Source organism: Psychroflexus salis (assembly GCF_014640175.1).
Lineage (GTDB): Bacteria > Bacteroidota > Bacteroidia > Flavobacteriales > Flavobacteriaceae > Psychroflexus > Psychroflexus salis.
The window spans coordinates 175,261-199,228 of sequence record NZ_BMGL01000001.1; the positions used below are offsets into that span (position 1 = coordinate 175,261).

Sequence of the window (23,968 nt, forward strand, 5' to 3'; positions counted from 1 at the left end):
CTAAGCTTGTTCTGCAATTTCTACATAATCTACTTGGTCTAGTTTTTCTTTTAAAGGTTGAATAAACTCGAAGTAACTCGGCTTCATGTTTTCTTCCATAGGTTCAGCGTCGGGCAAATCTTGTTTATAAGGATCTACTTGCTTACCATTTACCCAAAAACGGTAACAAACATGCGGGCCAGTAGCTAATCCTGTGCTTCCTACATAACCTATTATTTCTCCTTGCTTTACGTAATCGCCTACCTTAACAGCACGTTTAGACATGTGTAAATATTGGGTAGTGTACTTATTGGTGTGTTTTACTTTTACATAATTTCCATTTCCTCTGGTATAGCTTGATTTTATAACCGTACCGTCTGCGGTAGACCAAATTGGCGTTCCTGTTGCTGCTGCATAATCTGTACCTTTGTGTGCTTTCCAGCGTTTTTGAACAGGGTGAAATCGTCTAGGACTGTAGCGCGATGAAATTCTTGAATACTGCAGTGGTGCTTTTAAAAAGAAACTTCGCAGCGTAACCGCTTCTTCATCAAAATAATCATAGCGACCTACTTTAGCATCTACTAGAAAATTAAAAGCATAGAATTCGCGACCTTTATGATTTAAAATCGCAGCATCAATCGATTCTACACCAGCAAAAATACTGTCGTTTATAAATTTCTCGTTGTAAATAATTTTAAATTGATCTCCTTTTTGAAGCCTAAAGAAATCGACACTCCATTGGTAAATATCGGCAAATCGACTTGTAATTTCATAGCTAATTCCAGCTTCATCTATAGCATTAGAAAGTGAACTTGTAATTACACCAGTAGCTATCTTTTGTTTTATAGTAACTGGTTTTTTTCCTTTTTCTGCATAAATACTATCTCCAAAAAACACTTTGGTATAATCTATTGCATTGTGCTCATAAATAAAACCAAGTGTTTTTGCAAGGGAATCTTTACTTTTTAAGAGTGTATACGGCCTTCCTACATTTATGCGTTTAAAATTAAAAATACTATCTGGAATGCTTTCGGTAATTTGATAAACTTTACCAGGCATTACTCCATTTTTATCCATAATATTTCCAAAAAAATCACCATTTTTAACGGTGTCTCTTTCAAAATTAAAATCGCTTAAAGTCATTCCATATTCCTGAACGACAACTGGTTTAAGCTTAGCTTTTTTACTTTTATTTTTAGTGATTAATTCAGCCTTTTCGGTGGGGGTTTTTTCATCTTCACAAGAAGCGAATAAAATAGCCATTAAAAAACTGAATACAAGAAAACTACTTTTCATGTTTTTTATAATTTAAAACATAGCAAAAATACTACATAAATTAAGGACTTAGATTAAAATGCGTTAATTTCTCTATTCATTTTGAAGAAGTGCTGTAAAAGGATAAGCCAGATTCTTGTACGAATCTAAACTTGCAGTAATAGACCCTACAGCCAAATCTGCTTCAATTTTTAGCGGTATTTTGTTTTGGTCTTTGCTAACCCAAATGGTTACGCTTTCTTCTTCTTTAAAAACTCGTTCTGCTTGAACATAGGGCCTAAAAACAAGAGTTTTTACTTTTCCGAAGTCTGTTTCTATAACTTCTTCTCTTAAAAATTTTGCTTTAAAACCAAAGTTTTCTTCATCGAAGAATAAGTTTAATAAAAAGACTTCACCTTCTTTTAAATTATTTTCATCTACAGTGTTTCGAAGGGTGTAGAGAGCGGAAAGCATGTCTTGTGTTTCTTTTTTAATGTAATGGGTAGATTTGGTTTTGCGTTTATAGTCATTTACAATTGCTGAATCTAAATGATGCTGAAACTGAATCATTCGATCTTTACGATGACCACCTTCGTTTGTTTTGCGTATAAATTTTAATGGAAAACCTGATTTTTGGTCTATATAACTTTCAAAATTATCACGTACTCTAAAAAACCAATCTAACATTCCTGTAGATTTTCCGTAGCCGTGAATGCGATAAACTGGCACACCATCTAAACTCGTGCTCGAAATACTTAATGTAGCTTCGGATGTTTTAAACCAACCATATTTTACTTTAAATTTAAGCTCTTCGCCCGATTTGAAAGCCTGTTTATTTTGTGCATTAGACGAAAAACCTATGCTAAATAACAAAAGCAAATTTAAAAAATATAAAAATTGAAATTTCATATAGAATAGGTTAATTACTTAACTCTTCAAAGTAAAATGAAAATATTCAAATAGAAAGTAGTTTTAATTAATATTTGATGTTTCTTTTTTAGTTACCTACAAAATACATTCCGCAAATTTTCAAAAAGTAAAAGCCATGAATGCATTAGTGTTTATCAATGCATTCATGGCATTTACTAGAAGTAAAAAAAATTACAGCGTGCCACGAAGTCCTTGTTCACGCTCTATCGATTCGAACAATGCTTTAAAGTTACCTGCACCGAATCCACGTGCGCCCATACGTTGGATAATTTCGAAAAACAAAGTTGGACGGTCTTGTACTGGTTTGGTAAAAATTTGTAATAAGTAGCCTTCTTCGTCTGCATCGACCATTATACCTAGGCTTTGTAAGGTTTTTAAGTCTTCTCGCAATTCGTGGCTAAACTCTTCTAATCTTCCTGGTATAGCATCGTAGTAGGTTTCTGGTGGAGTAGATAAAAATTCAACACCGCGGTATCTTAAATCGGAAACAGTTTTTACAATATCATCGGTAGCTACAGCAATGTGTTGAACGCCAGATCCTTCATAAAAATCTAAGTATTCTTCAATTTGTGATTTTTTCTTCCCTTCAGCTGGTTCATTGATTGGGAATTTAATTCTACCATTACCATTACTCATTACTTTACTCATTAAAGCAGAATATTCGGTATGGATTTGTTTATCGTCAAACGAAAGGAAATTTACAAAGCCCATTACATCTTCGTACCACTTTACCCAAGTGTTCATTTCGTTCCAACCTACATTACCTACCATATGGTCGATGAATTTCAGTCCAACAGGTTCAGGTTGGTAGGCTGATTTCCATTTTCTAAAACCAGGTAAAAAACTACCGTTGTAATCTTTACGTTCTACAAATAAGTGAACGGTTTCTCCGTAGGTATAAATTCCAGAACGGACTACTTGGCCATGTTCATCTTTTTCTACTGTAGGTTCCATAAAAGATTTGGCTCCGCGTTTGGTAGTTTCTTCCCAAGCTTGTTTGGCATCTTCTACCCAAAGTGCGATTACTTTTACCCCATCACCATGTTTAACTATATGTTGATTAATTGGATTTTTAGAGTTTAATGGTGAAGTTAATACCAGTCGGATTTTGTCTTGTTTTAACACATAGGACACACTGTCTTTACTTCCTGTTTCTAAACCTTTGTAGGCATGCGACCGAAAACCAAAGGCTGATTTATAAAAATGAGCTGCTTGTTTGGCGTTGCCCACGTATAATTCTACATAATCGGTTCCTAACAATGGCAAGAAATCCTGCGCATCTTTAAATATTTTTTCGAGTCCGTAATTTACTGATTCTACTTTTTTCATGATATTTTATTTTAATAGTTGAAAGACATTAGAAAAAAGACTATTCCAGGGTGTTTTGAAAGCTGGAAGTCATTTTATGAAATTCTTCAATTTTATCTTCTATTGGTTTAAATTGTGTTTCTTTTATATATTTTCTTATTAATGCTATTGATAATTGATTTAAAATATATTCTAGTAACAGCGCTTTACATTGTTCTTGAATTTTTGGCTTTGTTAGGTTCTCGACTCAGCTCGAACCTAAAACAAAAACCAAACATGATTACTTTTCAAATCATCAAATTAGCATATTCTTGAATTACAGCCAAGACTTAAAATAATCACCATCGGCAATTTTCATGGCATCTTCGGTTACTTTAAGCGGCCTAAAGGTGTCCACCATTACAGCTAATTCTTCGGTTTCTCTTTTTCCGATACTGCGTTCTGTTGCTCCTGGATGTGGTCCGTGCGGAATGCCGGCTGGATGCAAAGAAATATGTCCAGCTTCAATATCATTTCGGCTCATAAAATCTCCATCTACATAGTACAATACTTCGTCGCTATCAATATTACTGTGGTTGTAGGGAGCAGGAATGCTTTCTGGGTGGTAATCGTATAAACGCGGACAAAAGGAACAAACCACAAAAGCATCGGTTTCAAAAGTTTGATGCACCGGTGGTGGCTGGTGAATTCTGCCTGTAATCGGTTCAAAATCATGAATGGAAAATGCATATGGATAATTGTATCCATCGTAACCCACTACATCAAACGGATGAGTAGCATAAACCAAATCGATTAATTCATCTTGTTTTTTAATTTTCATTAAAAACGCTCCTTTTTCGTTATGGGTTTCTAATTCTTCTGGTCTTCGGATATCGCGTTCACAAAATGGCGAATGTTCTAAGAGTTGGCCAAAATAATTTCGGTAACGTTTGGGTGTGTAAATCGGTCTTCTTGACTCAACAATAAAAAAACGATTATCTTCTCCCTCAAAATCTAATTTATAAATGGTGCCTCGGGGAATGATTAAATAATCGCCATATTTGAAGTTTAAATTTCCAAATTGTGTACGTAATTTTCCTGTTCCACGGTGAACGAAAATCATTTCGTCTGCATCTGCATTTTTGTAAAAATACTTTTCAGTTGAAGCTTTTGGTGCTGCAAGAATAATACTGCAATCCTTATTGATTAACACCGTTTTTCGGCTTTCTAAGTAGTCGGAAATTTGCGGAACTTCAAAACCGCGAAAACGATAAGATTGAATGTTGTTATGGTCGGCAATTTTAGGGGCTACATTTTTTCGATTTCCAATTTCTTTTACCTGTGTTGGTCGATGTTCGTGGTATAGATTAGAAGACATTCCGTCGAAACCAATTGTACCAAATAATTGTTCGTAGTATAAACTACCGTCTGGTTTTTTAAACTGCGTATGTCGCTTGTGTGGTATTTTACCAAGTTTGTGATAGAAAGGCATATTTATTTGCTTTTCTACAAATATCGTGAAAATTAGGGAAACTTTTTGAGATTTTTATTAAAAACGATGCCCTAAACTAATAAACCAAAGAAAGGAATCTACTTCTGGTGAATAACTATATTTTAAATCCAATGGACCAATAAAAGTATCTAAACCATAACCCAATGCGTAACCGCTAAAATTTGGAGTTGTTAACCAGCTTTCTGTAGAATTGAACAAATCATTACCAACATTAGCGTAATTACCACTAAAAATAAGGTAATGTTCTTTATAAAAATTATAGAATACATCAAAACTTCCTTTAATATAGGCATTACCAGAAAGACTAATAAAATCGTAGCCATAAAACGGTCTGAAGTTATTAATAGGCCGATTACCAAAGCCACCCAAAAAGAAATTAAGTCCAGCGAGCGTTTCGTTACCAATGCGCAAGCCCATTTCTGTGCCAATTTTTAATGAAAGTCTGTTGGCAATTGGAAATGCATAATCTATCTGACCTTTAACTATCGAAAATTGAGAAATGGTATTGCTTTTTAAAATCGAAGTTAAATAAATATGCATATCTGTATAAAAGCGAATGCCTTTTGTAGGATAATACCCATGGTCTAAAGTGTCGAAGTTTATATACCCAAAAGCACTTAATAAATTAAACTCTTCAATTACAGTTTCTAACTCATCTTCTTGGTCTTCTGTATTAGCTAAAATAGTTTCTGTTTTTGCTCGAAGCAATTTTTGTTCTAGCCCTAAGCCAAATTGAAATTGATTTAACCATAAGGTTTCTACATAAATTTGATTGGTAAAATCTTGGTTAAGCAATTGTATTTTATTTACATTAAATTCTTCAAATGTATTTCCGATAACATCTTGTACAAACGAAAAATCTACGTTGTTTTCAAAACGGTTAAACCGTGACCGCAAACCAATGCTCCAATATTTTCCTTTATCGATATAATAGTCGAAGTTATACCTAAAATTATCGCCTAAAACAAAATCTATCGAAGCAATATCGTTATTAAACAAAAGTCCTTTTTGGGTAAAATTTACAAGTAAAGCAGATTTGTACAGGTCGTCGTAATGCACACCAAAACGCAATAAACGTTTAACTTTGGACTCGGTTACGTCGAGCTTTAATTTTGTGTTTCCAATTTCATCTTTTTCAATTTGATAATGAATTCGGTCAAAATTTTGAGTAGCCGAAAGATTGTTTAAACCATTATTGAAGTCTTTATAAGAAGTTTGAAGGTTTTCATTTAATTGAATTTTTCCTAAAATATAACTTCTAGGGTAAAGTGTATTGCCGCTAATATTTATATTATTTACTGTAAGCGAATCTTTTGCATGAATAGGTTTTCGATAAGTAGTTGTGTGTTTTTGTTGTTTAGCTATTTTTTGTAGACTTGCTATTTGTTTAGAAGCTGCAAAAACTCCATTTTTAATTATTTCTTCACCTCTATCGAAATCTAATACGGAAAATTCTTTTATATCGGGACGAATAAATACATCTACCAATTCTCTTTTATTTTTCATGGCATTGATCATTCTGAAATTAGATACTTGCGTCATTACATCCAGACCATTTTTCAACTTTTCTCTAGTATACAAACTATCCTGAACATCTACGCCAATAATAAAGTTTGCACCACGTTTTTTTAATTCTTCAACAGGAAAGTTGTTTACCACACCACCATCGGTTAACAATTCTTCTTCTACTTGTATTGGCCTAAATACCGAAGGAATAGCACCACTTGCCGAAATAGCCAAAGGCAATGAACCTTGATCCATTATTATTTCGGCACCGGTTTCTAGGTTAGTAGCTACACAAAAAAAAGGAATGGGTAAATCTTTAAACTCGTTGGTTTCTACATGAGCCGTTAGTTGAGCAAGAAAATTGTAAACATTTTGCCCTTTTGAAAGCCCAGAAGGTAGGCTAGGTTTAAAATTATCGAAATTTAAGCTCAACCCATATTTTTCGTCTTCTTTGCGTTCAAAATATGTTTTGGCGTTTCTGGGCAATTCGTCTCGAATTAATTTATTAAAATCGGTAGCATAAAAAATTGAATCGAGTTGTTTTGGTGAGTAGCCAGCTGCATACAAACCACCGATTATTGCTCCCATACTGGTTCCAGCAATATAATCGATTTGCACTCCTGCTTCTTCAATTACTTGCAAAGCTCCTATATGCGCCAAACCTTTTGCACCACCACCACTAAGTACTACGCCAACTTTTAATTTATCGGTAGTTAACTCCATACTATTTTTGTGTACTGTGTCCTGCTGACCAAACAAAATATGTACAGAAAAAAAGAATAATAAAACAAATTTAAATTTCATTGGCTTTTTGGTAATGTACTTTAATTAATTGAGCCTTAGCTTCACCTACAACAGATGCTATTTCTTTTTTAGAAGCCGATTTAATATTTTTTATAGAACGAAATTCTTTCAGCAAATTTACAGCAGTTTTTTCACCTATCCCTTCAATTTCTTCTAATTCTGTTCCCAATGCATTCTTGCTGCGCTTATCGCGATGAAAGGTAATACCGAAGCGATGAGCTTCGTTTCTGAGGTATTGAATAACTTTTAAAGTTTCAGATTTTTTATCGAGGTACAATGGATATTTATCGCCAGGATAGAACAATTCTTCTAAGCGTTTGGCAATTCCTATGATGGCAATTTTACCGCGCAAATCCAGACGTTCCAATGCTTTTACTCCAGACGAAAGTTGGCCTTTTCCACCATCGACAATTATGAGTTGCGGCAAAGCTTCATCTTCTTCTAATAAACGGCGATAGCGACGAAAAACCACTTCTTCCATAGAAGCAAAATCGTCTGGTCCTTCAACTGTTTTAATATTGAATTTTCGGTAATCTTTTTTGCTAGGTTTCCCATTTTTGAAGACTACACAAGCTGCTACTGGATTGCTTCCTTGAATGTTAGAATTGTCGAAACACTCTATGTGTCTTGGCTCTTGATGTAATCGTAAATCTTGTTTCATTTGTGCCATTAAGCGATTTACGTGCCGGTCTGGATCTACAATTTTCATTTGTTTGAAGCGTTCCATTCTAAAGTATTTTGCATTTCGAATGGACAAATCTACAATGGCTTTTTTATCGCCTAATTTAGGTATAGTTACCTTTATTTCTTCACCAGCTTCAACTGGGAATGGTACGTAAATTTCTTTACTAGGCGAATTGAATCGCTGACGAATTTCAGTAATGCCTAATTCTAATAATTCCTGATCAGATTCATCTAACTTTTTCTTCATTTCAATGGTATGCGAACGAATAATTGCTCCATGTGATAGTTGAAGAAAATTAACGTAGCCATAGCCTTCGTCACTAACTACAGAAAAAACATCTACATTGTTAATTTTTGGGTTAACCACCGTAGATTTTGCCTGGTATTTTTCGAGTACATGAATTTTTTCTTTGATGCGTTGTGCGTCTTCAAATTGCATATTTTCTGCAAGCTCTTGCATTTGCTGCTTAAAATCGTTTAACGAATCTTTAAAATTTCCTTTTACTATTTTCCGAATAGCTTCAATTTGTTTGTTATAACTTTTTTCGGATTGTAAATCTTCACAAGGACCTTCACAATTACCTAAATGGTATTCTAAACATACTTTATATTTTCCAGTTTGAATTTTTTCTTCTGCTAAATCGTACTTGCAGGTACGTAATTTATATAAGCCTTTAATAAGTTCCAAGAGTGTTTTAACGGTTTTAATACTAGGATACGGACCAAAATACTCACTCCCATCTTTAATAACTTTTCGGGTTAAAAAAACCCTCGGAAAACGCTCATTTTTAATACAAAGCCATGGGTAAGTTTTATCGTCTCTAAGCATGACGTTAAAACGGGGTTGCAGTTTTTTAATCAGGTTATTTTCTAACAGCAACGCATCGGTTTCAGAAGCAACAACAATGTGTTTGATTTCTTCTATTTTACTAACCATTACCGCAATACGATGGCTGTCGTGTTGTTTATTGAAGTAAGATGAAACACGTTTTTTTAAATTTTTAGCTTTACCCACATAAAGTATACGCTTATTTTTATCGAAATATTGATATACTCCAGGAGCGTTGGGTAAGGTTTTAATTTGCACTTCAATATTAGGCGTACTCACGTTTTATTATTTTATACCAAAAATACATAAACAAAATGGGGAGCTTACTTAAGCAAAAGCAAAAAAGTGAAGAAATTTGGACAAGCTTAATATATAAAACAAATTGGCGTAGAATTAAATTCTACGCCAATTTCTATAATTTTATTTTCAAAAATTTAGTGGGGCAATTTATTTTTAAGTAATCCGTACACAAAAGTTCCTAACAAAGCTCCACCTATAACAATTAAAATTGGATAGAAGCCTGCTCCCACCAAAACATACATGGGTCCTGGGCAAGCTCCAGCTAGCGCCCAACCTAAGCCAAATAAAATTCCGCCAAACAAATAACGAGAAATACTTTTGTCTTTAGGGGCTAAACTCATGTCTTGACCACCAATAGCTTTTATATTGAATTTTTTAATGAGTGCTACGCCCACAACTCCTATGGCAAGGGCTGAGCCAATTATACCATACATGTGGAAGGAGCCAAACTCAAACATTTCGTAAATTCTAAACCATGAAGCAGCTTCAGATTTATACATTATTATTCCAAAAAAGATACCTATAATTAAATATATAATTGATTTCATTGTATTGTTTTTTTAGTTGAAGATAATAGGATACAAAAAGTGAATCATTACTAAACCTCCAATAAAAAAGCCAATTACAGCTATTAAAGATGGAAGTTGTAGATTACTTAAACCGGAAATAGCATGACCAGAAGTGCATCCGCCAGCATATCTTGCTCCAAATCCTACAAAAAATCCGCCGATTAATAAAATAGCTAAAACTTTAGGATTAGTTAATTGTTCTGCTCCAAATAGTTCGGTAGGCAAGTAAGCCTCTCCGGCAGAATTTATTCCATAAGTTTCTAATTTTTCTGCAATTTCAGGATTAACAGCTACAATATTACTAGATAGATATTGGTTGGCAAGAAAGCCTCCAATTATAGCACCTGCAACAACAATTAAATTCCAACGTTGGCTTTTCCAATCAAATCTAAAAAACTCAGATACTTTTCCTGCCCCACCGATGCTACAAGCAGTTCTTAGATTAGAAGACATCCCAAATTGTTTTCCAACAAATAACAGCACAAACATAGTTAGTGCAATGAGTGGGCCAGATACATACCAAGGCCAAGGTTCCATTATTAAATCCATTCGCAGTTTTTTTTGCAAATTAACAAGATAAACCGCACATGAAGTGTAACTAAAGTTACTTTAATTATTCGCTAAAAAAGATTTGTTTTATTTAGTTTTTAATGCCAAAAAATTTAGATAAAATATCTTCTAACAAACACCATTTGGTAATAGAAGATTGTAACAAATTAGCACCTACAAAAGCGTTAAACCATAACCAATTGATGTTTACGTAAACAGAAAGCAACACGCTAATTAAAATAAAAGTTCCTGCCACGCCACGTACTATTCTATTTTTCATATTCATTTGTTTTTAAAAGTGTATCCTAATTTATAGAAAGAGTTGTTCTCTTATTTTTCTTTACACGAGTTAAAGGTTATTAAGGATACCAGTAAATTTATGTGCAAAATTAAATGCTGATTTTAGTTTTTCGGTAACTAAAGTCACTTACAGAAAACTATAGTAATGTTAACTTTTTTAATATTTGTTGAATCTTGCCTATATTAGTTAACAAATATTTGAATTATGGGTATTAAAAGCTTTCAAGGAAATCATGTAGGAAAAACACAATCGTTTACACAAAATATGAAAGTAGAAAACTGCATGCAAAAAAATATAGTAACTTTTACAGAAGAAATGAGCTTAGTTGAAGCTATGAAAATCATGATTCAGAAAAAAGTTTCGGGTGGACCATTTATAAATGATAAAAATGAAGTAATTGGTGTTATTTCTGAAGGCGATTGTGTAAAGCAAATTTCAGATTCACGATATTACAACATGCCAATGTCAGACGTAAGTGTAGGCAGTAAAATGAGTCGAAATGTGCAAAGCATTAAAACCGACGAGAATGTTTTTGACGTTGCTAATAAATTTCTTCATTTTAAACGAAGACGTTTTCCGGTAATTAAAGATGGTAAATTAGTAGGGCTACTAAGCCAAAAAACTTTAATGAAAGTTGCCTTAGAGTCTACAGGAAACCACTGGAAAAAATAATTTTTAATACCCCAGTTTAGCTCGTACCCTCTGTAAAACTTTGTTAGCAACTAAGCTTGCTTTTTCTGCTCCTAATTGTAAAGCATTATCTACTTCTTCCAGGTTTTGAATGTAATAATTGTACTTTTCTCGTTCTTTTTTAAAGCGTTCTACTATTAATTCGTAAAGTGCTTGTTTAGCATGGCCATAACCAAAATTACCAGCTTCATATTTAGCTTTTAATGCTTCTGTTTGAGTAGGATTTGCAATCAATTTGTACAATGCAAATACGTTGCATGTAGTTGTATCTTTTGGCTCTTCTAAAGGTGTAGAATCGGTTTCAATTTTCATAATGGTTTTGCGAAGCTTCTTGTCACTTTCAAAAATATTGATGGTATTGCCTTTAGATTTACTCATTTTTTCGCCATCAATACCGGGTATAATTTTAGCATCATCGCTAATCTTAGCATCGGGCATAACAAAAGTCTCTCCAAATTTAGAATGAAAACGGTTTGCCACATCGCGCGTAATTTCTAAATGCTGTAGCTGATCTTTTCCAACAGGTACAACCTCAGCGTCATAAAGCAAAATATCGGCCGCCATTAACATAGGGTAAGTAAATAAACCCGAGTTTACATCTTCTAATCGGTCGGCTTTATCTTTAAAAGAATGAGCCAGTGTTAGGCGCTGATAAGGAAAAAAACAATTTAAATACCAAGCCAATTCCGTTACCTGTGGAACATCGCTTTGACGATAAAAAACAGTTTTATTAATGTCAAGTCCGCAAGCCAACCACGTAGCAGCTGTAGAATAAGTGTTGTTTTTTAAAACAGAAGCATCTTTAATTTGGGTTAATGAATGCATATCTGCAATAAACAAAAACGATTCATTATCAGGCTTGTTAGCCATTGTAACTGCCGGTAAGATGGCACCCAATAAATTACCTAAATGCGGAGTTCCTGTACTTTGTACGCCGGTTAAAATTCTTGACATAGTCGATTTTAAATTTTGTTCAAAGATATAAGTTTTTGCTTCTTAAATTCGCTTGTTTTACTAATTTTGACACCTATGATAGTTGTAAATTTTTTAAGTCTTGTTTGGAGAATTTGGTTTTACATCTGGATGCTAATCGTCATTATTATCCTATTCCCACTTTTGTTTATTAGCACATTAAAAGAAAATTGGTATCCCTGTTTTTTTAAGGTTGCTCGTATTTGGGGTATGGCTATGTTATTTGGTATGGGATTTATACCAAAAGTAAAAGCAAAACAAAAAATTGAAAAAGGAAAAAGCTACATGCTAACTGCTAATCATACGAGTATGATGGATATTATGCTAATGCTTTATGTTTCAAAAAACCCATTTGTTTTTGTGGGCAAAAAGGAGTTAGCTAAACTTCCTATTTTTGGTTATTTTTATAAACGCACGTGTATTTTAGTAGACCGGAATTCTGCCCAAAGCAGGAAAGCTGTTTTCGAAGAATGTCAACGCCGCTTAAATCAAGGCACTAGTATTTGTATTTTCCCAGAAGGCGGAGTGCCAGACGATGAGCATATTACCTTAGCTCCATTTAAAGACGGTGCGTTTCGTTTGGCAATAAACCACCAAATACCGATTGTACCCATTTCGTTTATAAACAACAAAAAACACTTCCCTTATAGCATTTTTAAAGGAAAGCCAGGTGTATTAAAAGCTTATATTCATCCCTTCGTTCCTACAAAAAATCTAGAAGTAAACGACAAATTAAAATTGAAAGCTGATATATATCAAAGCATTAAAAGTAAACTTCAATATTAATTTTAAATGTAGTATAATCTTTAATTTATAAGGATAATATTCTATATTTGAAGTACAAACATGGTAAAACACTTCAATTGAAAACCTATTTATTAGCTTTTCTTTATTTTATCGGAACTTTTGGTGTATTAGCACAGCAGCATAAAATTGATAGCTTAAAGTTTCAAATCAATTCAATAAAGATTGATAATAATAAAAAAGTAGATTTATATAATGATTTAGCACATTTGTACACTAAATCTTCGCCAGATAGTATTAAGTTATTTACAGAAAAGTCTATCTCCTTAGCCAAAGAATTAAATTACAAAAATGGTATTGCTGATGCTTTAAAAGTTGAAGCTGTTTATCATTATTACCAAGGCAATATCGATCAGAGTTACAAAAACTTAAACCAATCTATTGCTATTTACAAAGAAGAAGATAACTTAAAAGGCTTAGCCAATGCTTATAATAATTATGGTCTTGTTTTAAATACCTACGGAGCATATAAAGAATCTTCAGAAAAATATAAACAAGCATTAGCAATTAACGAAAAAAGAAAAGATACAATTAGTATAGTTCGTAACTTAGTTAACTTAGGAAATAATGTTTCGAACCGATCTGAATATAAAGAAGCTAAAAGTTACTACGATAGAGCAATGCTGTTAGCTAATAGTACAAAAAATTACGAGCAACAAGCAAACATTTATAATGGCTATGCTATAGTTGCAGAGCGAACTGGTAATTTTGAAGAAGCTAAACAAAACATTTTAAAGGCACAGGAAATTTATGAAAATTTAAAAACTCCATCCTACTTGTTTATTACCTATAACAATATTGCTAACATTAATAGAAAGCAATCTGACTATGCTGAAGCTATTCGTAACTTTCAAAAAGCATTAGAAATTGCTAACAAAATTGAAAATAAACGTTACCAAGGCATCGTATTTAACAATATTGCCAGCTGTTGGTACAACTTAGAAAGCTATGATAAAGCTTTAGAAATGTATAAAGCATCTGCTGCTATTGCAGAACCTATTGATCAGAGAACCTACATGGCAAGCATCTCGAATATTGCTTTAATATATGAAAGAGATGAAGATAATTTACAGCGACTTCAAGATGCACTCAATCTTTACAAAAAAGCAGAAGCTTATTTTATTGAACAAAACTCGAATAGCGACTTAACCAATACGTACAATAACATAGCTAATGTTTACCTAAAACTTAAAGATACACTGGCTAGTAAAAATTATTACGAAGTTGCAAAAAAATTGGGTGAAAAAGTCTCAGCAAAGTATAGTTTAACCGACACCTATGCAAGCTTAGCTGAAATCTATGCGAATAAAAAACAGTGGAATAAGGCCATTGAATTAGCTGAAAAATCTATTCAAACAGCAGAAGAATTAAAAATTTTCAATGAAGTAATTTATGCAGCCAATATATTGGTAGAAGCTCATGAAGCAAGTAAAAATTATGCAGAAGCATTATATTATCAAAAAAAAATAAACGAAGTTTCTACAGAGTTATTCGATAAAGAAAAGAACAGAGAAATTGGTAGGCTAGAGGCAGAAATGGAATTTAAAGTAATTGAAGAAGAAATAAAGCTGGCCAACGAGACTGAAATTTTAAAAAAAGAAGTATCCATAAACAGGCAAAAAAATTTAATTGTTTTATTTAGCGTTATTTTATTAGCCCTAATTATAATTATTGGCTTGCTTATAAAGTTAAAAATCAACGAACAAAAAGCTTATCAAAGTTTGCAAAAAAGCCAAGAAAAAATCGAAAATCAAAATCGTGAATTAAAAAAATTACACGATGAAAAAAACAAACTTTTTTCAATAATTCCACACGATTTACGAGGTCCACTAAAAACATTAAAATCCTTTTTCGAAATGAGTATTCGCAATGAAATTTCTGAAAAAGAATTAAAAACAATGGTGCCAGAAATAGATAAAAATCTTGAACGGATTATAATTTTAACCGATAATTTATTAAACTGGTCTAGCAAATTGATAAAAAATGAACAAAGCACAAAGAAACTTGTAGCTATCCTAGATAAAATTAATGAAGTTGAAACCTTATTCAAAACTTCTTTAGATGATAAGAAAATTCAGTTTATTAAAGTTATCGATGCTAATTTAAAAGTTTGGATTATCGAAAATAATTTAGAATTGATTTTTAGAAACCTTATTTCTAATGCAATTAAATACAGTAAGATAAATGGCAAGATTACAATTACGGCTAAAGAATTAAAAAGCCATACAGAAATTTGTATAGAAGACAACGGTATAGGAATGACCAAAAAACAAGCCCAAAAAGTATTCAATGGTGAATTAAACTCTATTATTGGTACCAATAACGAAAAAGGCTCGGGTATCGGATTGCTATTATGCAAAACTTTTGTTGAAGAAAACAGTGGAGAAATCTGGGTAAAACATACTAAACCAGGAAAAGGGACTACTGTTTGTTTTACCATCCCTAAATAAAGCTTCAAAGCATGTTTTTTGTATAAAAAGACAAGCTAAAAACTACTCAATTTACTGAACAACTTTGTGTGCGGTAAAAATGATCAATTTACTATTTAGTAAAATTTAGTTGTACTTGCAAGGCTTAAAGTCGGGATGAGAGGATTCGAACCTCCGATCTCGCGCCCCCCAGACGCGCACTTTAACCGGACTAAGCTACATCCCGAATAGAAAGCGTAAATTTAATTTTTTTAATTAAATTTTATAAGACTTTTAGCGAAAGTTAATAGATTATATTTAAATGAAGATTAAAATAAAAAATCTTATAAATTGAGAGTCAATTCCGCCTAAAATACTTGGGGTGAAAGCTAAGAAGTATAGGGAGAACATCCCATCTTGCACACCCCAGACGCACACTTTAACCGGACTAAGCTACATCCCAAATAATTTAGTCTATTAGATAGTTTAATCCTTACTTTTAATCTTACATTCCATTCATTTTTCATTTTTAGAAAATAACAGCCCCCTTAACAAAGCTTTCAACAAAGAACTTCTTACTTTTGCAGCTTGTAAAAAAGCAAATTCATGTACAGAAGTCATACCAACGGAGAGTTACGCCAATCACACCTTAACCAAGATGTCACCTTGTCGGGTTGGGTACAGAAATCGAGAGACAAAGGTTTTATTATTTGGGTAGATTTACGCGATCGCTACGGAATTACACAATTGGTCTTCGATGCGGAACGCACTCCTGCAGAAATGATGGAAAAAGCAAGAAAGCTTCAACGTGAGTTTGTTATACAAATACAAGGAAAAGTAATTGAACGCGAATCGAAAAACAATTCAATTCCTACTGGAAACATCGAGGTTTTAGTTGAAAAATTAATTGTACTAAACGAATCGAAAACACCTCCCTTCACCATTGAAAATGAAACCGATGGCGGGGAAGATTTACGTATGAAGTATCGCTACTTAGACATTAGACGAAATCCGGTTAAAGATAAATTGGTATTTAGAAGTAAGGTCAGTATGGAGGTTCGCAAATACTTAAGCAATCAAGATTTTGTGGAAGTAGAAACTCCTTATTTAATAAAATCTACACCCGAAGGCGCACGCGATTTTGTAGTGCCTAGCCGTATGAATGCAGGACAGTTTTACGCACTACCACAATCGCCACAAACCTTCAAACAACTTTTGATGGTTGGCGGAATGGATAAATATTTTCAGATTGTTAAATGCTTTCGCGATGAAGATTTACGCGCAGACAGGCAACCCGAATTTACGCAGATTGACTGTGAAATGGCTTTTGTAGAACAAGAAGATATTTTGCAAACTTTTGAAGGCTTAACCAAACATTTATTGAAAGAAATTAATGGTATTAAAGTGGAAGATTTCCCAAGAATGACCTACGATGATGCTATGCAAACCTACGGAAACGACAAGCCCGACATCCGTTTTGGAATGCAATTTGCCGAATTAAATGAAGTTGCTCAACACAAAGATTTCAACGTATTTAATGAAGCTGAATTGGTAGTTGGTATTGCCATTCCAAGCTGTGCAAGTTACTCGCGAAAGGAATTAGATGCCTTGGTAAAATGGGTGCAAAGACCACAAGTTGGTGCCAAAGGAATGGTCTATGTTAAGTTTAACGAAGATGGTAGCTTTAAATCTACGGTAGATAAATTTTACAACCAAGAAGACTTAGCGCAATGGGCAGAAAAAACGGGAGCGAAACCAGGCGACTTAATCGCTGTACTTTCTGGTGAGAAAAATACAACTCGAGCTCAACTAAGCGCTTTACGAATGGAAATGGGTAATCGCTTAGGCTTACGAAAACCAAGTGAGTTCGCCCCACTTTGGGTAGTCGATTTTCCTTTATTAGAGTGGGATGAAGAAACTAAACGTTACCATGCCATGCATCATCCATTTACTTCACCTAAAGCAGAACAAATTCCATTATTAGCAACCGACCCTGCTGCTGTAAAAGCAAATGCATACGATTTGGTATTAAACGGAAACGAAATCGGTGGTGGTTCTATCCGTATTCACGATAAAGCAACCCAAGCCCAAATGTTTGACTATTTAGGTTTTACTGAAGAAGAAGCCAAAGCACAATTTGGTTTCTTAATGGATGCTTTTCAATATGGAGCTCCACCACACGGCGGAATTGCTTTCGGTTTAGATCGATTAGTCGCTATTTTAGGCGGACAAGAAAGCATACGCGATTTTATTGCTTTTCCAAAAAACAATGCAGGAAGGGACATCATGATCGATGCTCCAGCGGCTATTGATGAAAAACAACTGGCAGAATTGCATTTAGCTAAAGTAGAAAAGAAATAGCTCTCGGTTAACACCCTTTACTTCGACAGGCTCAACACAAATGACAATCGACATTTCCATCAAAGGAAAAGTTTAATAAAGAACGAAATAAAACTGTGTAGAGACTCTTATCAATTTGAGCATCCGAAAATTTTGAAAATTTAATTCAATGGGAATTTACATTTTTTTGATTTTTCTTTCAATTTCTTTTTTATTGCCCCAGCACTTAAGGGTGCTAAAAAGTATCAAAATTGTAGCCATTCACCCTTTAGGGTCGGAGCAAAAATGGCTCTAGATACAATCCTAATTTATTTTCTCCTAAAATAAATTAGCAGCACAGGCAACCTGACAAAACTAACATTATAACTTCTTCCCTTAAAAGAAGACTAGAGATGGGTGTTTTTATGCACTAATTATAAAAGTTGAATAAACAAACCTTCTTCGGTTTTCTCTACTTTAGCAACATCCTTACTGCGCAAACCTTTGGTAGCTTTGTCCCATTTTTTGTTACTTAAACCAGAAGCTTCTTTCACCACATTTAATTCTTGATGAGATGCTTTTTTTAGAATTTCAACTATTATTTTTTCTTCTTCATTAAGCTCTACTTTCTTCTTTTCTGGTCGCATTTGTGGGAAAAACAAGACTTCTTGAATAGCAGGATTATTGGTTAAAAACATAATTAATCGATCCATGCCAATACCTAAACCAGAAGTTGGTGGCATTCCGTATTCCAAAGCACGTAAAAAATCATAATCTATGAATTCCGTAGCTTCGTCGTCTCCTTTTTTAGCCAATTTCAGTTGTTCTTCAAATCGTTCGCGCTGATCGATAGGGTCGTTTAATTCTGAGTACGCATTGGCTATTTCTTTACCACAAACCATTAGTTCAAAACGTTCTGTCAGTTCAGGATTGTCGCGATGTTCTTTACATAGCGGACTCATTTCCTTAGGATAATCAGTAATAAATGTGGGTTGTATAAAATTCCCTTCGCATTTTTCGCCAAAAATCTCGTCGATGAGTTTGCCTTTTCCCATGGTATCATTTACTTCAATATCCATTTCTAAAGCTGCTTTTCGCAATTCGTCTTCGGTTTTTCCCGTAATATCAAAACCAGTAAATTCTTTAATGGCTTCCGTCATGCTAATACGCTTGTAAGGCGCTTTAAAATCTACATCGTGTTCTTTAAAAGTTGTTTTAGTTGTTCCGTTTACCTGCATGGCACAGTGTTCAAGCAGCTGTTCAGTAAACTCCATCATCCAATTGTAATCCTTATAAGCTACGTAAATTTCCATAGCTGTAAATTCAGGATTATGGGTGCGATCCATGCCTTCATTCCTAAAGTTTTTAGAAAACTCGTATACACCATCAAAACCACCAACAATTAATCGTTTTAAATACAATTCGTTAGCAATGCGCAAATACAGCGGAATATCTAAAGCATTGTGGTGTGTTACAAACGGACGAGCAGCTGCACCACCAGGAATGGACTGCAATACGGGAGTTTCTACCTCCATGTATCCTTGTTCATTGAAAAAATTCCGCATAGCGGTAAAAAGCTTGTTCCTTTTTACAAATATTTCTTTCACATGCGGGTTTACGGCTAAATCTGCATAACGTTGGCGATAACGCATTTCTGCATCAGTAAAACCGTCGTATTCGTTTCCTTCTCTATCTTTTTTTGGTAAAGGCAAAGGCTTCAAAGACTTACTAAGTAACTTAAAATTTTTCACTAAAACGGTTTTTTCGCCTACTTGAGTTGTAAATAATTCACCTTCAACACCAATAAAATCACCAATATCAAGTAATTTTTTGTATACATCATTGTACAAAGTTTTGTCTTCTCCTGTACAAATTTCATCGCGATTAAAATAGACCTGAATTCTTCCAGCTGCATCTTGAACTTCAGCAAAAGAAGCTTTTCCCTGAATTCTTCTAGACATTATTCGTCCTGCTATAATTACTTTTTTACCTTCTTCAAATTCAGCTTTTAACTGCTTACTTGTATGTTTTACAGGAAATAAATCTGCTGGATAGGGATTAATTCCTAAATTTCTTAATTCGTTTAATTTGTTACGGCGAACTTGTTCTTGTTCCGATAATTGCATAGCGCTTAATTTTGAAGCTGCAAAGATACATTTTTAACACTTGAATTTAAAGTATGTAGTAAAGCTTAGCATACTTTTTAAAAATATCTATAAAGTCGGTTTAAATTAAATTGATTGCCAATACTTAAAACCAATTGTTATTTTTAGGTGTCGCATAAATACTCCCTAAAATCTACAGCGGCATTATACCCTGATTAATAGTTTACGATATTATACTTACAAATTGGTATAATTTGTATTTTAGCTGGATGAATAAATTTCTTTTTATCTTTTTTTTAATTACTTCCATAACTTTTGGGCAATCCTTTAGTTTGGGTGAAAATTACTTGGACCAAGGTGAATATGAAAAAGCGAAAAGCATTTTTAAAAACCTGTACGAAAAGCAACCCCGCTCCCAAAAATATTTACTAGCTTATACTGAAGCATTAAAGGAATTAGAAGAATTAGAAAAAGCGGAAGAAGTTTTTTTGAATTATTTAAACACAACCAATAACTACCCAAATATAGACATCGAACTTGGTCGGATTTACGAGTTGCAAGAAAAAAATGAATTGGCACAAAAATCGTATCAAAAAGCAATTGCTTCTATTTATGATAATCCAAATTATGCCTATGCCGTAGGAAGAACTTTTCAAGATTACAATTTACTGGACCAAGCTATTGTGGTTTATGAAAAAGCAAACGAACTGCAACCAAGAATAAATTACAAAGTTCAATTGGCTCGAATTTATGGTGAACAAGGTAAATTGGAGCAAATGTTTCAAAATTACATTTACTTAATCTTAGAAAGTCCTAACTATTTTAATGTGGTGAGTAGAAACTTTAACGAATACATTACCGAAAATGCACAAAATGAAGCCAATACAGTCTTCAGAAAATTACTGCTAAAAGAGCTTCAAAAAGAACCCAATGTATTATACAATCAACTACTAAGCTGGCTTTTTATGCAGCAAGGAGACTTTAGCAAAGCATTTGCGCAAGAAAAAGCAATTTACAAACGCAGCCAAAGTCAAAATTTTCAACGCCTTATTGAATTAGCCGATGAAGCTGGAAATGCAAGTCAAAACACAGAAACATCGCAACTAATTTTAAATTATGTTATAGAAGAAGCAAAAGACCGACGCAACCAACTTCGTGCAGTGCAATTGCTTATGAAACAAAAAGTTGCTTTTGCTAAACCCACAGAAAATCTAAACATAAAAGCTGATTTTGAAAAGTATTTAGACACGTATGGATATACTCCGAATACAGCCGAATTGCAATTGGTTTATGCTGAATTTTTAGCTTTTAGATTGCAAGAGAAAGAAGAAGCAAAACAGCTTATTAATCAACTTTCTGAGCAAGCCATCAATACTTTTACCCAAGCCAATGCCAAGATGTTATTAGCTGATATTTTTGTACTAGAAGAACAATTTAATCAAGCTTTGGTGTATTATTCTCAAGTAGAAAAATTGGTTAAAAACACCAATTTAGCACAAGAAGCAAAATTTAAAGTCGCAAAAACAAGCTATTTTAAAGGTGATTTTGAATGGGCAGTTACGCAACTAGACGTACTTAAAAACGCAACTTCGCAGCTAATTGCTAACGATGCCATGGCTTTAGCTAGAAATATAAAAGACAATTCGTACCAAGATTCCATTCAAACTGCATTACAAAAAATAGCTAAAGCAGATTTGTTGACTTTTCAAGAAGAAAGCGAAAATGCTATTGTATTACTAAATGAAATTTTAAATGAATTTAAAGGTGAACCCATCGAAGATGAAGCGCTTTACAGAAAAGCAAATTTATTAAGCAAACTAGGAAATTTTCAAGCTGCAGCTGATGCCTACGAGCAAATTATTGAAAATTTTCCTTTCGATATTTTAGCTGATGATGCTTTGTTTGCGCTTAGTAAATTATATGAAAACCAATTGGCACTCCCAGAAAAAGCCAAAACACAATACGAAAAAATTATTTTTGAACATCCCGACAGCATTTATTTTGTAGATGCGCAAAAGGCTTTCAGAAAATTACGTGGCGATGCAATTAATTAATAGGCACAAGCTTTAAATTTCATTCCTACGCGAAACTTCCCTACTTTCGCAAAAAATATAAACTTTGAATTACGTTTCTGTTGAAAATGTTGCCAAATCCTATGGAATGCTTCAATTATTTGAAGGTGTTTCTTTTGGAATTAACCAAGGCCAAAAAGTAGGTTTTGTAGCTAAAAATGGTTCTGGTAAAACCACCTTACTAAAAATTTTAGCTGGAAAAGAAACTGCCGATGCAGGCGAAGTAAATTACCGTAAATCTTTAAAAGTAGGTTTTCTAGATCAAGAACCCGATTTAGCATCTAATTTAACCGTAGAAGAAACCATTTTTGCTTCAGATAACGAAGTCTTACAAGTTATTAATAATTACGAAAAAGCACTACAAAATCCTGAAGACACGGAAGCTTATCAAGCAGCATTCGAACAAATGGATGCTCTACAAGCTTGGGATTTTGAAACCCAATACCAACAAATACTATTCAAATTAAAACTATCAGACCTCAACAAAAAAGTAGGCGATTTGTCGGGTGGTCAAAAAAAACGCTTAGCACTTGCTAACTTAATCTTAGGCAAACCCGACCTGTTAATTTTAGATGAACCTACCAACCACTTAGATTTAGAAATGATTGAGTGGTTGGAAGCTTTTTTCGCTTCAGAAAACCTTACTTTATTTATGGTAACACACGATCGGTACTTTTTAGAGCGTGTTTGCAACCATATTATTGAATTAGACGAAGGTATAATTTACAATTACAAAGGAAACTATTCGTACTACCTAGAAAAACGCGAACAACGTTTAGAAACCGAAGCTGTAGAAACAGGAAAAGCCAAGCAACTTTATAAAAAAGAATTGACTTGGATGCGACGCCAACCAAAGGCACGAACTACCAAATCGAAATCTAGAGTTAGCGGTTTCGACGAAATTAAAGAACGAGCCCACAAACGCCGAAATAGCCATGAAGTTGAACTGGAAATTAACATGGAGCGCATGGGAACTAAGGTGGTAGAGTTGCATCAAATTGGAAAATCTTTCGATAATAAACAACTCTTCGATCAATTTTCGTACAACTTTAAACGTGCCGAACGCATTGGTATAATTGGCAAAAACGGAACAGGTAAATCTACTTTTTTACATATACTTACCGGTAACTTAGTACCCGATTCTGGTAAAGTTGTGCATGGCGAAACCATAAAATTTGGGTATTATACACAAGGTGGAATTAAAGCTAAAGAAGGACAAAAAGTAATCGATGTAATTCGCGAATTTGGCGAATACATTCCGCTTCAAAAAGGAAGAAAAATTTCTGCACAACAATTGCTCGAACGCTTTTTATTCGACCGAAAAAAACAATACGATTTTGTTGAAAAACTAAGTGGTGGCGAACGTAAACGACTCTATTTATGTACCGTTTTAATACAAAACCCTAACTTTTTAATTCTCGATGAACCAACCAACGATTTAGACATTGTAACTTTAAATGTGCTAGAAAACTTTTTGTTAGACTTCCCAGGCTGTTTAATTGTAGTTTCTCACGACCGTTATTTCATGGATAAAATTGTAGATCATTTATTTGTGTTTGGCGAAGGTGAAACTGGAATTGCAGACTTCCCAGGTAATTATTCAGATTACCGAGAATACAAAGCAGAATTAGATGCAGCGCCAAAAGAAAAAAAGGAAATTACCAAGCCAACTGAAGCTAAGGTAATTGAAAAAACAACTTCTTCTAAATCGAATGCTTTAAGTTACAACGAGCAGAAAGAATTTAAAAAATTAGAACGAGAAATAGTTGAATTAGAGAAGAAAAAAGAAAACTTACAACAAAGCTTTTTAAAAGATTTAGATGCCGAAGAAATTAAAAAAAATTCAATTCAACTAGAAGAAACGGAACATCAAATCGAAAAGAAAACCGAGCGTTGGTTCGAACTTTCAGCTCAATTAGAAGATTAATTTAAAAGTAAATATCTTGTATAAGTAGTTGCCAATGACACGAAAAAAAAATCAGTTCTATCATTAAACGATTGTTTTGAAGGACAAATTTTCGTAAATTAAAAAAGTGGAAAAAAAGAAAGTAACGAACTTGATTTCTTAGTTAAAAAACTAACAAATTCGATTG

At 33.6% G+C, this 23,968-nt stretch carries 17 protein-coding genes and 1 tRNA gene; 6 read left to right on the top strand and 12 right to left on the bottom strand.

Translation table 11 applies throughout. The features are described 5' to 3' along the window. From IEV63_RS00730 to IEV63_RS00770, 9 genes are all read right to left on the bottom strand, one after another. Nucleotides 1-1,275: a M23 family metallopeptidase gene (locus tag IEV63_RS00730; protein WP_188404839.1), complete on the bottom strand. Its 1,275-nt coding sequence runs from the start codon at nt 1,273-1,275 to the stop codon at nt 1-3. A 72-nt stretch (nt 1,276-1,347) separates the two neighbouring features. Then, a complete protein-coding gene (locus IEV63_RS00735; protein WP_188404840.1) occupies nt 1,348-2,142 on the bottom strand; it encodes a DUF3108 domain-containing protein in 795 nt (264 codons plus the stop codon). Between the two features lie 192 nt (nt 2,143-2,334). Beyond that, nucleotides 2,335-3,495 carry a 4-hydroxyphenylpyruvate dioxygenase gene (gene hppD / locus IEV63_RS00740; RefSeq protein ID WP_188404928.1) on the bottom strand — a complete coding sequence of 387 codons (1,161 nt, stop codon included), beginning with the start codon at nt 3,493-3,495 and terminating at the stop codon, nt 2,335-2,337. A 292-nt stretch (nt 3,496-3,787) separates the two neighbouring features. Then, the gene (locus IEV63_RS00745; protein WP_188404841.1) at nt 3,788-4,942 is read right to left on the bottom strand and encodes a homogentisate 1,2-dioxygenase; all 1,155 of its coding nucleotides are present in this window, start codon (nt 4,940-4,942) and stop codon (nt 3,788-3,790) included. 57 nt (nt 4,943-4,999) lie between these two features. After that, nucleotides 5,000-7,273, bottom strand: coding sequence for a patatin-like phospholipase family protein (locus tag IEV63_RS00750; RefSeq protein ID WP_188404842.1), 2,274 nt, complete (start codon nt 7,271-7,273; stop codon nt 5,000-5,002). Further along, a complete protein-coding gene (gene uvrC / locus IEV63_RS00755) occupies nt 7,263-9,065 on the bottom strand; it encodes an excinuclease ABC subunit UvrC (protein ID WP_188404843.1) in 1,803 nt (600 codons plus the stop codon). Before uvrC ends, IEV63_RS00750 begins: the two co-directional genes overlap by 11 nt. A gap of 155 nt (nt 9,066-9,220) precedes the next feature. Beyond that, nucleotides 9,221-9,634, bottom strand: coding sequence for a DUF6691 family protein (locus IEV63_RS00760; RefSeq protein WP_188404844.1), 414 nt, complete (start codon nt 9,632-9,634; stop codon nt 9,221-9,223). Nucleotides 9,635-9,646: 12 nt separating this feature from the next. After that, nucleotides 9,647-10,204, bottom strand: coding sequence for a YeeE/YedE family protein (locus tag IEV63_RS00765; protein ID WP_188404845.1), 558 nt, complete (start codon nt 10,202-10,204; stop codon nt 9,647-9,649). A 91-nt stretch (nt 10,205-10,295) separates the two neighbouring features. Beyond that, complete coding sequence (locus IEV63_RS00770; protein WP_188404846.1) at nt 10,296-10,484, bottom strand: YgaP family membrane protein; 189 nt, start codon at nt 10,482-10,484, stop codon at nt 10,296-10,298. 225 nt (nt 10,485-10,709) lie between these two features. Between IEV63_RS00770 and IEV63_RS00775 the strand changes: the two genes are divergently transcribed. After that, nucleotides 10,710-11,177, top strand: a complete 468-nt coding sequence (locus tag IEV63_RS00775; RefSeq protein ID WP_188404847.1) for a CBS domain-containing protein — start codon at nt 10,710-10,712, stop codon at nt 11,175-11,177. Nucleotides 11,178-11,180: 3 nt separating this feature from the next. Here IEV63_RS00775 and trpS read toward each other — a convergent pair whose 3' ends face one another. After that, the gene (gene trpS / locus IEV63_RS00780; RefSeq protein ID WP_188404848.1) at nt 11,181-12,149 is read right to left on the bottom strand and encodes a tryptophan--tRNA ligase; all 969 of its coding nucleotides are present in this window, start codon (nt 12,147-12,149) and stop codon (nt 11,181-11,183) included. Nucleotides 12,150-12,224: 75 nt separating this feature from the next. Here trpS and IEV63_RS00785 point away from each other — a divergent pair, with 75 nt between their 5' ends. Together IEV63_RS00785 and IEV63_RS00790 are read left to right on the top strand one after the other, a co-directional pair. Further along, a complete protein-coding gene (locus tag IEV63_RS00785; RefSeq protein ID WP_188404849.1) occupies nt 12,225-12,953 on the top strand; it encodes a lysophospholipid acyltransferase family protein in 729 nt (242 codons plus the stop codon). A gap of 47 nt (nt 12,954-13,000) precedes the next feature. Further along, complete coding sequence (locus IEV63_RS00790) at nt 13,001-15,421, top strand: tetratricopeptide repeat-containing sensor histidine kinase (protein ID WP_188404850.1); 2,421 nt, start codon at nt 13,001-13,003, stop codon at nt 15,419-15,421. Nucleotides 15,422-15,551: 130 nt separating this feature from the next. Here IEV63_RS00790 and IEV63_RS00795 read toward each other — a convergent pair. Beyond that, nucleotides 15,552-15,626, bottom strand: a tRNA-Pro gene (locus IEV63_RS00795). A 359-nt stretch (nt 15,627-15,985) separates the two neighbouring features. Here IEV63_RS00795 and aspS point away from each other — a divergent pair. Further along, nucleotides 15,986-17,740: an aspartate--tRNA ligase gene (gene aspS / locus IEV63_RS00800; protein WP_188404851.1), complete on the top strand. Its 1,755-nt coding sequence runs from the start codon at nt 15,986-15,988 to the stop codon at nt 17,738-17,740. 392 nt (nt 17,741-18,132) lie between these two features. On the opposite strand, the gene lysS is transcribed toward aspS, so the two are convergent. Then, complete coding sequence (lysS, locus tag IEV63_RS00805) at nt 18,133-19,824, bottom strand: lysine--tRNA ligase (RefSeq protein WP_188404852.1); 1,692 nt, start codon at nt 19,822-19,824, stop codon at nt 18,133-18,135. A gap of 248 nt (nt 19,825-20,072) precedes the next feature. On the opposite strand from lysS, the gene IEV63_RS00810 reads away from it, so the two are divergent. Both IEV63_RS00810 and IEV63_RS00815 read left to right on the top strand, forming a co-directional pair. After that, nucleotides 20,073-21,857 carry a tetratricopeptide repeat protein gene (locus IEV63_RS00810; protein ID WP_188404853.1) on the top strand — a complete coding sequence of 595 codons (1,785 nt, stop codon included), beginning with the start codon at nt 20,073-20,075 and terminating at the stop codon, nt 21,855-21,857. Nucleotides 21,858-21,921: 64 nt separating this feature from the next. Further along, the gene (locus IEV63_RS00815; RefSeq protein ID WP_188404854.1) at nt 21,922-23,802 is read left to right on the top strand and encodes an ABC-F family ATP-binding cassette domain-containing protein; all 1,881 of its coding nucleotides are present in this window, start codon (nt 21,922-21,924) and stop codon (nt 23,800-23,802) included. The last annotated feature ends 166 nt before the right edge of the window (nt 23,803-23,968 follow it).